We start from the raw sequence: 13,955 nt of genomic DNA, 5'->3' as shown, positions 1-13,955 counted from the left end.
TCAGCGCCGACCGCCCCGCTTCGATGAACGAACATCCTCGCCTTCTTCGACCGCTGCAGCGCCCACCGCCCAGCCTCACCGGCGCGGTCAACGATCGTGCATCGGGAACATGAGCCGCTTCCGTTCACCGGATGCGCCGTTGGTTCCCAAACATATTGTCAGCCAAGGAATATCAAGTAATCACACACGTGACTGGTTTCGAGCACCCGGGAAACTCTCGGCAGCCCGAGGTTCGATCATCTGAAAGGTGCTTGACGTGGCCGGTGGATGAACGAGACCACGTCCGGCCGCGGCGCACCTCCACTTCAACGGCCGGCCCTTGTGTCGCCAACCCCGGGGCACACGGGCGCGCCTTGGCACGAGAAACCCCGCCGCACAATGTAACACCAATGCATCTTGACAATATGGGCCCCGGTGGCCCAATCTAAAAATAGTGAAAATTATTGATAGATAGAACGAGATGAGCGCCGCCGAAAGGCATCATGCTGAACAGGGCAGAGGAACACGCGCACTTAGGCCACGAGACGCGAGACCGCGCGCCACTGGGTGCGCCCACACTGACGGGGCTATTGCAGCAGCGAGCCGCGGAGTATCGGGACAAGGTTGCGTTCAACTTCTCGTACAACGGCGAAGAAGTCCACGGTAAGTCGCTGACGTATCAAGATCTCGACATCAAAGCGCGGCAGATCGCTTCGAGTCTGCAGCAACAGGGCGCTACCGGCGAACGTGTCCTTGTCCTATGCCCCCCGGGCTTGGACTTCGTTGCCGGCTTTTTCGGGTGCCTTTACGCCGGGTCCGTCGCTATTCCGGTGCATCCGCCGATGCGCGAACACCTGGTCCCGCGCGTCGCGTCGATCATCGCGGACGTGCGACCTCGCTTCGCGCTCACCACCGCCGAGCCGCAAGCGAAAATCCAGGCGCGGGTGGACGGTCTGGTCGATGGGCGACCGTTGCAGTGGTGTGTCGCCGACGAGGTCGTCGGTGACGGCGAGAAGTGGATGGCGCCAGAGATCGATCCGAGCACCGTCGCCATGGTGCAGTACACCTCGGGCTCCACCAGCGCACCGAAGGGCGTCGTCCTGACGCACGGCAACCTGGTGCACAACTTGGAGACAATTCGGCAGGCGTGGCACGGTGACGACCAGGCGATCGGCGCCTTCTGGCTGCCGCCGTTCCACGACATGGGCCTCATCGGCGGGCTCCTCGAAACCCTCTACATCGGCGCCACAACATTTTTGATGTCACCATCCGGCTTCATCAAGCACCCGATGCGGTGGCTGGAAACCATTTCCCGACAGCATGCCACCATCACCGCCGCACCGAACTTCGCCTACGACATGTGCGTCGAACTCAGTACCCCGGAGCAGCGTGCGGCGCTGGATCTGTCTAACTGGTCGACGGCCATGTGCGGTGCAGAGCCGGTGCGCACGCCAACTCTGCAGAATTTCGCGAATGCCTTCAAGCCGGCCGGTTTTCGTCCGGAGTCGTTCTATCCGGTGTATGGGTTGGCGGAGGCGACGCTACTGGTATCCGGCGGGTCGGAGTCCGCGGTCCCGACGGTTCACCACATCGATCGTATTGCGTTACGCGGCAACCGTGTCGTCGATGTCGGGGCGGAACAGCCCGCCGCGACAACACTCGTCGGCTGTGGTCGGCCGCGGGGAGGCCAGCGGGTCATCATCGTCGATCCGGAGACTCGTACCCAGTGTCGGACAGACGAAGTCGGCGAGATCTGGGTCGCCGGCCCGAGCGTTGCACAGGGTTACTGGGGAAAGCCGGAACTCTCCGAAGCGGTGTTCTCGGCGTCGTTGTCGGAGACGGATGAGGGTCCGTTCCTGCGCACCGGGGATCTGGGCTTCCTGCGCTCCGGCGAACTATTCGTCACCGGACGCCGTAAGGATCTCATCATCATCCGCGGCAGCAATTACTATCCCAACGACATCGAGCTGACCGTGCAGGATTGCCACCCGGCGTTGCTGCCCGGCCGAGGTGCGGTCTTCGCGGTCATGCCCGAATCGGGTGCCGCCGAACAGCTTGTGGTCGTGCAGGAGGTCGATCACAGCCGGACCGGTGCGGCCGAACACACCGACATCGTGCACGCGATCCGGACGGCGATCACCGAGCGCTATGGGATCCGGCCCCAGTCCGTTGTTCTGGTGGAGCCGTTGCGGATTCCCACCACATCCAGCGGCAAGATCCAGCGGACCTCGTGCCGGCAGCAGTTCCTTGACGGCGACTTCGAGGGGGCCATCGCCACCTGGCACGCGCCGTCACCGCGCGATGCCCAGCCGGCGGCACCGGCCGCCCAAGCGCCACCGAAACGCAGTGCGGCGCAGATCGCGGACTGGTTGATCGCCCACCTTGCCACCGATCTCGAGCTCGAGGCAGCCGAGATCGATCCCTCCCGTCCGTTCGCCTACTACGGCCTCGACTCCATCCACGCCGTTCGGCTGAGCGCCGCATTGGAATCCTGGCTCGGGCGTGAGCTTTCGCCCACGCTGGCCTACGAGTACCCCACGATCGACATGCTTTCCGCCCAGCTGGCCGAGGAGTTCCCGGCCGGCCGCCGCGCCGCCGCGCCAGCCGTGGAGAGCCGCGCCGCCAATGAGCCGATCGCGATTATCGGTATCGGCTGCCGGTTTCCGGGTGCCGACGGGCCGGCGGCGTTTTGGCGACTGTTATCGGACGGCGTCGACGCGACCGCCGAGATTCCGTCGGACCGTTGGGACGGCGACGCTTTCTACGACCCCGATCCTTCCGTGCCGGGCACTGCCGTCAGCCGGCGGGGTGGTTTCCTGCGTGGGATCGACCAGTTTGATTTCCAGTTCTTCGGCATCTCGCCGAGAGAATCGGCACAAATGGACCCCCAGCAGCGTCTGCTCCTCGAAATGTCTTGGGAGGCATTAGAAGACGCCGGACAGGTGCCGGAGCAGCTGGCGGGCAGCCGCACAGGCGTTTTCGTCGGCATCTCCACCAACGACTACGGATATCTGCGACTTGGCCAGCCGCGGCTGGTCGACGCCTACACCGGGACTGGAAACGCGTTAAGCATTGCCGCTAACCGGCTTTCGTATGTCTACGACTTCTGCGGACCGAGCATGGCCATCGACACTGCCTGCTCGTCTTCGTTGGTCGCCGTGCACCTGGCGTGCCGCAGCCTGCGCGACGGCGAGTGCACGCTGGCTCTGGCCGGCGGCGTGAACATCATCCTGTCGCCGGCCCTGGCGATCAACTTCACCAAGGCCAAAGTGATGGCTCCCGACGGCCGCTGCAAGACATTCGACGCCGGCGCGGACGGCTACGTGCGCGGTGAAGGCGCCGGGATCGTCGTCCTCAAACCGCTCGGCCGTGCGCTGGCCGACAACGACCCGATCTATGCGGTGATCCGCGGCACCGCCACCAACCAGGATGGCCGCACGAACGGGCTGATGGCACCCAGCCGGCAGGCGCAAGAAGCCGTGCTGGCCGAGGCCTACCGCCGCGCCGGACTTTCACCAGGCGCTGTGCAGTACGTCGAAGCGCACGGCACCGGAACACTTCTCGGCGACGCGATCGAGGCGAAGGCGCTGGGCACGATCCTGGCGAACGGCCGCCCTCCGGGTAGCCGCTGTCTGATCGGCTCAGCCAAGACCAACATCGGCCACCTGGAGGCGGCGGCCGGAGTTGCCGGGCTCATCAAAGTCGTACTTGCGCTGTGGCACAGGGCGATCCCGCCGAGTCTGAACTTCGCCGAGCCCAACCCCGCCATTCCCTTCGACAGCCTGCCGTTGCGGGTGGCGCGGACCCTGACGCCGTGGCCGGAGAACGGCGGCCGAGCGATCGCCGGGGTCAGCGCGTTCGGATTCGGCGGCACCAACGCGCACGTCGTTCTCACGGAAGCCCCGCAGGTCCGGCTCACGGTGGCCGATCAGCTCGCCGCAGCTGATCGGGCCGAGCTGTTGCCGGTCTCCGCCCGTTCCCCGGCGGCTCTGGCCGCGCTGGTCGGCCGGTACGTGTCGTCGCTGGCCAGCGGAGTGCCTCTTGCCGACCTCTGCTACACGGCCGGCGCGCGTCGCGGCCACCATGAGTACCGGCTATGCGTTGTCGCGGACTCCCATGCCGCGATGTCCGAGTCGCTCGCCGCCCACCGGCGCGGGGAGTCGCGGCCCGGGCTCTCCGTCGGACGTTGTCGTCGGAGCCACCCCGAGGTGACCTTCGTCTTCTCCGGCCACGGCTCACAGTGGCATGGCATGGGGGAGCGGTTACGGGCGGAGGAACCGGTGTTCCGCGACGCCCTGGCCGCCTGCGACCGCGCGCTGAGCCCATATCTGGGCGGTTCCCTGCCGGTGGACCTCGGCGTCGAACAGCTCAACGACATCGGCGTGATCCAGCCGGCGATCTTCGCTGTCCAGGTGGCGTTGGTCGCGCTGTGGCGGTCGTGGGGAGTGGAGCCCGCCGCGGTGGTGGGACACAGTATGGGTGAAGTCGCGGCGGCGCATATCGCGGGTGGGCTGAGCCTGGACGACGCCGCGCGGGTGATCTGCACTCGGGCCCGGCTGCTTCGGCGGGCACACGGCCGCGGAGCGATGGTGGCCGCGGAGGTCACCCTCGCCGAAGCGCAGGAGCTCATCGCCGGCCGGGAGGGCCAGGTCGCCATCGCCGCGAGTAACAGCCATCGATCGACGGTGTTGTCGGGTGATAAGACGATCTTGACCGATCTCGTTGCGGCGCTGGAGCGACGCGACCGATTCTGTCGGTGGATCGACGTCGATGTGGCCTCCCACAGCGCCCAAATGGACGCGCTCGGCGCTGATCTCCGCGCCATGCTGACAGGGCTGGAGCCGACCACGCCGACAATCCCCGTCTACTCGACGGTGACCGGGGACCTGCTGACCGATTGTCGGTTCGACGCCGACTACTGGGTCAGCAACCTGTGCTCGCAGGTGCGCTTCTCACCCGCCGTGCGGCGCCGGCTGGAGAGTGGGCATGGCACGTTCGTCGAAATCAGCCCGCATCCCATCCTGCTGACCGCGGTCCGCGAGGACGCCGACGACCTGGGGGCCGGCTGCACGCTACTGCCGTCGATGCGTCGTGACGACGGGGGCCGCGCGACCGCGCTGGCGTCGCTCGGCACCCTCTACACGCTCGGTCAGCCAATTGCGTGGGAGCAGCTGTATCCCTCGGGCGGCCGATGCATAGCGGCGCCGACGTACCCGTGGCAGCGCGTCCATTCGTGGTTGGACGCCACGACCACGCCGGCACCCCCGCGCACGGCGGCGGCGCCCGATGTGCGCGATCGGATCTATCAGCTGCGGTGGCGGCCCGCATCCATCCCGCCGGGCCGGGACGGGCCGAGCCGGCCTGCCCAGGCGGGCAGTTGGCTCATCCTGAGCGACGGCGGCGCCGCCGCGGACACACTCCGCGACCACCTCGAATCGCATTCTCAGACATGTGTTCTCGTCGAGCCGAGCCTTGACCACCAAGGTTTCGAGCGTCTCGCGCCAGACAGCTACCGTCTTGACCCCGCGCGACCCGAACACTTTCGGCGGCTGCTCGCGGACGCGTTCGGCAACGGGCGAGCGCCGTGTCGCGGCGTGGTGCATCTGTGGGATCTGCTGGCCCCACCGCCCGCCGACACCTCGCCCGGCTCGCTGGAATCGGCGATCGCCCTGGGCCCATCGAGCGTGCTGCATCTCGTGCAGGCGCTTGGGCGGGCCGGCTGGCCGGACCCGCCGCGGCTGTGGCTGGTGACGCGGGGGGCGCAGGTGACCGATACCCCAGACAACCAAGCCCAACCCGTGTCGATCGCCCAGGCTCCGGTGTGGGGGATGGGCCGCACCGTCGACCACGAGTATCCGGAGCTGCGCTGCACCCGAGTCGACCTGTCCACCGGTGGCGGTCCCGAAGAGCTCCGGGCGCTGTTCGAAGAGGTGTGGGCCGACAATCGCGCGGTTGATGTGGTGTTGCGGGGGAGCCGTCGCTACGTCGCGCGGCTGACCCGTTACGACGCGGTGGAACCCGCTGAGAGGCCGGCCTTCACCGCGGATGCCACCTATCTCATCACCGGCGGGCTCGGCGCGGTGGGTCGCGTGGTGGCCACCTGGATGGCCGAGCAGGGTGCCCGGCACCTGGTCCTGATGGGGCGTGGTGACGCGTCGGCCTCGGCGCAGCAGACGCTCGACGCGCTCCGGGCGGCCGGCACCGAGGTGATGGTCGCGCGCGGTGACGTCACCAGTTCGGGCCAGGTCGCGGCCGTCCTCGAGTCGGTCCGCGTGTCGATGCCACCGCTGCGTGGGGTGGTGCATGCTGCCGGCGTCCTCGACGACGGCATCCTGCAACATCTCGACGAGCGACAACTGCGAAACGTCATGGCGCCCAAGGTCGAAGGCGCCTGGAACCTGCACGTGCTGACCCGAGACGCGGCACTGGACTTCTTCGTACTCTTTTCGTCGGCCTCGTCACTGCTGGGCTCGCCGGGGGCGGCGAACTACGCGGCAGCGAACGCTTTCCTGGACGCGTTGGCGTGGCATCGGCGTGCCGAAGGCCGGCCGGCGCTGAGCATCGACTGGGGACCATGGGCCGGGCTGGGGTTCTCCGCTCGGGCGCAGCACCACGGCCGTCTCACCCAACACGGCGTCGCGGCCATGCCGGCGGCTGAATGCCTCAGTGCGCTAACGTCTTTGCTGTCGCAGCCCGTTACCCAAGTCGCCGTCCTCGACGTGGACTTGGCGCGGTTGCATTCGGCTATGAGAACGCCGCTACTGGCAGATCTACAGCCTGAACTCTTCGACGAGCGCCGACCGGGAAGCGGCCTCTACGACGCACTACGAGCTGCCGCACCCGAGAAGCGCCAGCGGCTAGTCGAGCCATACCTGCGCGAACTCGTCGCCGCCAAACTCGGTCTGGCCCCGGCGAACCTGGACATCGAGGCACCGCTCAACGGTCTCGGCGTCGACTCGCTCATCACGCTGGAGCTGCGCATTCAGATTGAGCGCGACCTGGGCGTCGCCGTGCCCGTCGCCCGAGTGTTGGATGGGCCAAGCGTGGCCAGTCTCTCCGGCTGGCTTGCCGATCAGCTGTCGGTGATACCAACCGGCACACCCGCGCGGTCCGGCGGAGCGCCGGCGCCCCCGACAACGGCCCGGCGGAAAGCCGATGTTGCTCCTGCACGCGAAATCGACCTGCTCACTCAAGTATCCGAGCTTTCCGACGAGGCCGTGGAAGAGCTACTCGAGAAGGTCCTCAGCGGACGGGGGCCCGGCCGCGAGTCTGTCCTGAAGGAGGGTAGTGATGACCGATAAGTCCATCGACGTCTCCGGTCTTTCTCCCGAGAGAAAGCGTGCGCTGCTTTCTCGACTCCTCATGGCGGAGGCGGAGCACTCCGCCTCGGTGTATCCGTTGTCCTACGGACAGCGATCCCTATGGTTCCTCCACAAACTTGCACCGGACAGCGCCGCGTACACGATCACGTATGCCGGGCGGATCAGCGGCGAACTCGACGTGCCGGCGTTGGAACGCGCGGCCCAGGCACTCGTTGACCGGCACCCGATGCTGCGGACCACGTACGCCGAACGCGACGGGCAAGCGGTTCAACTCGTTCATCCGCAATGGCCGGCGCGGATCGCCCGACACAGCCTCGGCCCCGGCGAGTCCGAACTCGGCGAGTGGATCCGCCGGGAAACCGATCGCCCTTTCGACCTGTACACCGGACCGGTGCTGCGACTGACGCTGCTGGAACGCACCCCCGATGAACACGTACTCGTGTTGGCGGTGCATCACATCGCCGTCGACTTCTGGTCCATCGACGTCATCCTCGACGAGCTTCGGCTGCTCTACGCGGCCGAACACGGCGCAACCCCGCCCCGCCTACCCGCGGAGCGTTACGTTGACTACCTCGACCGGCAGATCACGACGCTTGAAAGTGCTGAGGGCGAACGCCTTTGGGAGTACTGGCGTGACCAGTTGGCCGGCGAGCTGCCGGTCCTCGCGCTGCCCACCGACCGGCCGCGACCGGCAGTCCAGACCTACGACGGCGCCGTCCACCGCTTCACCATCGACCGCCGGACAACGGCCGGGCTCAAGCAGGTGGGCCGGACCGCGGGTGCGACGCCCTACATGACGCTCCTTGCGGCCTACGCGGTGCTGCTGCACCGCTACAGCCGCCAGGACGACCTTGTCATCGGCTCACCGTTCGCGTGCCGTGAGCAGGCCGGGCTGATCGGACTGGTTGGCTACCTTGCCAATTCGGTAGCACTGCGCGTCGACGTGCACGACGACCCGACCTTTACGTCATTGCTCGGCCGCGCCAAGGACGCTGTGCTGGGTGCACTCGCACACCAGGACTATCCCTTCCCGCTGCTCGTCGAGCGGATTCGCCCAGTGCGCGACGCGGGCCGCACACCGTTGTTCCAAGTCTCGTTCGCTTGGGAACAGACCCGCCGCTTTTCCGACGGAACGGGCGTGAAAAGCGGTGAGCTGCAACTAGAGACCATTCACATCGGACAGGGCGGCGCGCCGTTCGACATGATGCTGCAGATGGGCGAGCAGGACGGAACGCTAGCCGGCGCGCTGCAGTACAACACCGACCTGTTCGACGCCGCGACGATCGAGCGCATGGCCGGAAACTTCGCCGCGCTCCTCGACGGCATCGCCACCGATCCCGACCGGTGCGTTTCGCAACTCCCGCTGCTCACCGCGGACGAACGCCACCAACTTGCGACCTGGAACCAAACCCGAGTCGACTACGCCGCCCCGGCCTGCCTGCACGACATGGTGGCGGCAACGGCGGCCCGCGTCCCCGATGCCGTCGCGGTGACCTGTGATGACCGCGCGTTGACCTACGCGGAGCTCGACCGCCGGGCCGACGGTCTGGCGCACCGGCTGCAGCGTCTCGGCGTGGGTCCCGACGTCATCGTGCCCGTCCTGCTGGACCGCTCCGAAGATCTGGTGGTAGCGCTTTTAGGCGTCCTCAAGGCCGGGGGCGCCTTCCTGCCGTTGGATCCCGCCCAGCCCGCGCACCGCATGGCCACGATGCTGGCCGATGTGCCGGACGCGCCGGTCTGCGTCACATACCGGCGGCATCTGGCAACCGTGCCAACAGATTTCACCGGTCACCGGCTGTGCCTCGATCTGCCGTCGACGTCAGCGGTCGGGGAGGCCGTTACCGCAGTCGCTCCCACCGGGTCAACGAACCTCGCCTACGTCATCTACACGTCCGGCTCGACCGGTACGCCGAAGGGAGCGCTCAACACCCACGCCGGGATCCGCAACCGACTGCTATGGATGCAGGACGCCTATCCGCTGACCGCCGACGACCGGGTGCTGCACAAGACCCCGGTGAGCTTCGATCCGTTCGTCTGGGAGATCTTTTGGCCGCTGATCGCCGGTGCTCAGGTTGTTATCGCAAAGCCCGAGGGTCACAAGGACGCGTCCTATCTGATACGAACCATCACCGAACAGGGCATCACCACCATGCATTTCGTGCCGTCACTGCTGCGCCGCTTCCTCGCGGCGCCCGGTGTGGCCGGCTGCGCCGGGCTGCGCAGGGTGTTCTGCAGCGGCGAGGCGCTGCCGTATGACCTTCGGGACCGCTTCCTGACCACCCTGAACGCCGAGCTCTACAACCTCTACGGACCGACCGAGGCGGCGATCGACGTCACCCATTTCCATTGCAGGCGCGACATATCCGACCCGCTGGTCCCGATCGGGCGACCGATCGCCAACATCCGCATCCACCTGTTGGACGCCCACCGCCAACCCGTCCCGGTGGGGGTGCCCGGCGAGCTGTTCATCGGCGGGGTCGGGGTCGGACGCGGCTACCTCAACCGGCCCGACGCCACCGCCGCCAGCTTTGCCGCCGATCCATTCGGCGCCGATTCCAGCGGAATGCTCTACCGCACGGGTGATTTGGCCAGGTACCGGCCCGACGGCAACATCGAATACCTGGGACGCCTCGACAACCAGGTGAAGATCAACGGTTTCCGGATCGAACCGGGCGAAGTGGAAGCCGCACTGGCGAAACACCCCGCGGTGGCCGAGAACGCCGTGGTGGCCGGAAACGATGGCCACGGCAATACGCTCCTGATCGCCCACATCGTGGCGGCCGGCGGAGCGCCGTCCACAACCGAGTTGCGCCGCTTCCTGCTGGAGTTGCTCCCCGCCGCAATGGTTCCGGCCGCCTTCCACATGACCGATGCGCTCCCGCTCACGTCGAGCGGAAAGGTGGACCGCCGGGCATTGCAGGCGGCCGATCAGGCGCTGGGTTCGGCGCAGTCGGCGTTGGTCGCGCCGCGCACCCGTACCGAGCGGGTCCTGGCCGAGACCTGGTGCGAGGTACTCGATTTAGATCGGGTCGGCGTCACCGACGACTTCTTCGCACTCGGTGGTGCCTCCACCCAGGCCCTGGAGGTCGCGGTGCGGGCGAACGCCGCCGGCCTGCCGTTGCGGCCGGAGTCGATGTTTGTGTACGGCACGATCGCCGACCTGGCTGCCGAATACGGGCCGGTCGCCGACGACGCCCCGCAGAACCTCGTGGGCCCCGCCGAGGCGACCCCCACCCCCACCGCACCGGCCCGCGAGGAACCCGTGCAAGTGAGCCCGCACGAGGCGCGCAACACGGTGATCGAAAGTCTCGGCGTGTACCTGCCGGCGCGGACGGTGTCGACCGAGACCGTTCTGGCCGAGTGCGCCAACGAGATCCGCATACCGCTGGAGCGCCTCACCGGCATCCGGAGTCGACGGGTGGTCGGTGACGACGAGTTCTCCATCGACCTTGCCCGCAAGGCCGTGGCTGACTGTCTGACGCGGTCGAGCTATCGCCCCGAGGAGATCGACCTGGTCATCTCCTGCAACATCTCCCGCTGCGACGGACCCGGGCACAGGTTCAGCTTCGAACCCAGCACGTCCACGCGGCTGCGCGATCAGTGCGGTCTGGTCAACGCGGTTTCCTTCGACATCAGCAACGCGTGCGCGGGGATGTTCACCGGCATCGCCGTGGCGGACGCCTTCCTGCAGACCGAGCTGGTTCGGTCTGCCCTGGTGTTCAGTGGCGAATACATCACCCATCTCACCGAGACCGCACAGCAGGAAATCGACGGCCCGATGGATCCGCGGCTCGCCTGCCTGACCCTCGGGGACGCCGGTGCGGCGGTGATCCTGGAACGCGGGCCCAACGGCCGGGTCGGCTTCCACGACATCGACATGGCCACGCTCAGCCGCTATGCCAAGCTGTGCATCGCCAAGGCGACCGACAGCTCGCACGGCGGGGCGATCATGGTCACCGACTCCGTCACGCAGACGGCAATCGCCGTCAAGCATTCGGTGCCTTACGTCGCAGCGGTGATGCAGCGGCACGGGTGGCGGCCCGAGACCTGTGACCACCTGTTGATGCACCAGACGTCGGAGGCGTCGATCAATGACGCGGTGCTGGCCGTCAACCGGATGTTCGGGCAGGGCGCAGCGCACCGCGGCAACACCATCTACAACCTGGCCGAGCGGGGAAACACCGCCACCACAACGCACTTCGTCGCCCTTTACGACAACATTCGCAACAAACGGATCAACTCCGGCGACAACATGGTGTTTTCCATCACCGGCTCTGGACAAACCGTTGGCACCGCGCTGTATACCTTCGACGACCTGCCCGACCGGATGCGTCGCGGGACCAATGATCAGCACGGCCGTGGCCTCCGGGCAGGTAACTACCGCAAGGATCTGCCGGCGACGCCTCGCGTGCGTATCGACGGCGTCGGCATCGCGCCGACCGGGCAATCGATGCCCCCGAGCTCGATACACCTTGCGGTACAGGCGGCGACGGACTGCCTCGAGCGCAGCGATCTGAACCGGGAAGAGCTTGGCCTGATCATCCACACCGGTATCTATCGCGACGATTACCTCAGCGAACCTGCCGTCGCCGCGCTCGTCGCCGGCGAACTCGGTATCAACGACGACGTGCAGCCCCCGGACGGGCCCAAAACACTTGCCTTCGACGTCCTCAACGGTGCGGTCGGCTTCCTCAACGCCTGTCACGTCGCCGCCGGCATGATCGGGGCCGGAAAGACCGGACATGCGATGGTCGTGGCCTCCGAGATCGAAAACAATTCCCCCGAAAGCGGATATCCCTTAAACGGCATCAGCGAGATGGGCTCGGCGGTACTGCTGAGCCGAAGCGATGGCGCCGAAGGCTTCGGCCGGTTCGTCTTCCAACACCATCCCGAGTACAGCGGAGCGCTCGCGACCTACACCCAGCAACACCAGGGTCGGACCTGGCTACAGATCGACCGCGACCCCGACCTCTCCGCCATCTACCTGAACTGTATCCGTTCTGCCGTCAAGGAACTCCTGACATTGGAGGGACTGGACCCCACCGACATCGCGATCGTGCTCCCGCCGTACCTATCCCCGACGGCCCTGGACGAACTGGCCGCGCGGATCGGCATTCCGAGATCACGGTTCGTGGACCTCGACGGCGGCACCGACCCCTTCACCTCGTCCGTGCCCTACGGACTGGGGCACATCCGACGGCAGGGACTGGCACGGCCGGGCGATATCGCGCTGATAGTCGCGGTCGGCTCGGGTGTCCAGGTCGGCTGCACCACCTACCGCTTCTGAACGCGAATCCCGATGGCACACGCGGTGATAACCGGAGCAAGCGGGCTGCTGGGAGCCAATCTGGCCGCCGAACTCGTCGCCCAGGGCCACACCGTAGCCGCGATACGCCGGCCGAGCACCGATACGAGTTCGCTCGCCGACGTCCCGATCGAGTGGGTGTGCGCCGACCTGGGTTCGGCTGACCAGCTCCGCGATGTGTTCGCCGGTGCCGACGTGGTGTTCCATTGCGCCGCCTGTGTTTCGACGAGACGCACGATCACACCGGCGATATCGGCCATCAATGTCGACGTCACGCGTGCGGTCATTGAAGCCGCGATTGCCGCCGGTACGGAAAGGCTCGTCTACACTTCGACCGCCAACACGATCGGTCCCACACCCGACGGCACGCCCGCCGACGAGCAGACCCCGTGGGCGTGGGACAAAGCTAGGCTGGCATCGGCCTACGCGGTCACCAAACGGCGAGCCGAAATCCTCGTCGGCGAGTCCTGCGACAAGTTGGACGCGGTGGTCGTCAATCCCACTTACCTGATCGGCCCGCGTGACGCCAAACCTAGTTCCGGCCGCCTCATCGTCGAGCTCGTCAACCACAGAATCCCTTGTTGGACACCCGGATACAACAATTTTGCGGATGTCCGCGAGGTGGCGCGCGGGATGATCGCCGCCTGGTTGGCGGGAAAGCGGGGCGAGCGCTACATCCTGGGCGGCCAGGAATTGACATATCGCGACTTCATGGCCCTGGTAGCGCGCGTGGCCGGGGTCGACCCGCCGCGTAGACGCCTGCCCCATGCGGTCGCATGGCTCGCGGGGAGGGGCGGCGATCTAGTCGAAGTCGCGGGTCGGGAGATCACAGTGAATTCGATCTCCGTCGGATACGCGTTCACCGACCGTTACCGGTTCCGCAGCGACAAGGCGGTGCGAGAACTGGGCTATGTGGTGCGCCCCATCGAGCCCGCCATCCGCGACGCCATCACGTGGTTTCGCACTCGCGGCGTGGTTTGACGCTCTGAAGACGGCCAACGTTCCGTGGACGTCGACTACCGTATCGAGCTGTCGGCTTTTCGTTCATCGATAAGCTGTAGCATCTCAGCGATTGTCGTTGTATGTTGTGAAACATGGTGTTTATCACCAGTTTTCATCGTCACAATCGACCCCACTTCAGTATGGGAGTAGACGTGGTCGGTGTGGATGAAGGATCGTACTGATTCGATTTCTGACGGTATGATCAATACTTCGCCCTGGTGATTTGAGACCCCGTGCTTGTTGATGAGGTTGAACCGCAAAAGTTGCATCAGCGCTCCAGGTGCCTGCTGGGTACGGGGGTTTCAGGTTGGTGGCCTTGCTTGACCGCGCGCAGGCGCAGTGCTCGC

3 protein-coding genes are annotated in these 13,955 nt (G+C 66.5%); all 3 read left to right on the top strand.

The window, feature by feature from the left end:
• The first annotated feature begins 482 nt into the window (after positions 1–482).
• From Q0W90_RS18100 to Q0W90_RS18090, 3 genes are read left to right on the top strand one after another with little or no spacing between them, the layout of a single operon-like run.
• Complete coding sequence (locus tag Q0W90_RS18100) at positions 483–7,280, top strand: type I polyketide synthase (RefSeq protein ID WP_297775572.1); 6,798 nt, start codon at positions 483–485, stop codon at positions 7,278–7,280.
• The gene (locus tag Q0W90_RS18095) at positions 7,270–12,588 is read left to right on the top strand and encodes a non-ribosomal peptide synthetase (RefSeq protein ID WP_297775569.1); all 5,319 of its coding nucleotides are present in this window, start codon (positions 7,270–7,272) and stop codon (positions 12,586–12,588) included. Before Q0W90_RS18100 ends, Q0W90_RS18095 begins: the two co-directional genes overlap by 11 nt.
• A 12-nt stretch (positions 12,589–12,600) precedes the next feature.
• On the top strand, positions 12,601–13,587 hold the full coding sequence (locus tag Q0W90_RS18090) for an NAD-dependent epimerase/dehydratase family protein (RefSeq protein WP_297775566.1): 987 nt from the start codon (positions 12,601–12,603) through the stop codon (positions 13,585–13,587).
• Positions 13,588–13,955: the final 368 nt, after the last annotated feature.

It is taken from the genome of Mycobacterium sp. (assembly GCF_025933915.1).
Classification (GTDB): Bacteria; Actinomycetota; Actinomycetes; order Mycobacteriales; family Mycobacteriaceae; genus Mycobacterium.
This window is presented reverse-complemented; position numbering and strand designations above follow the sequence as displayed.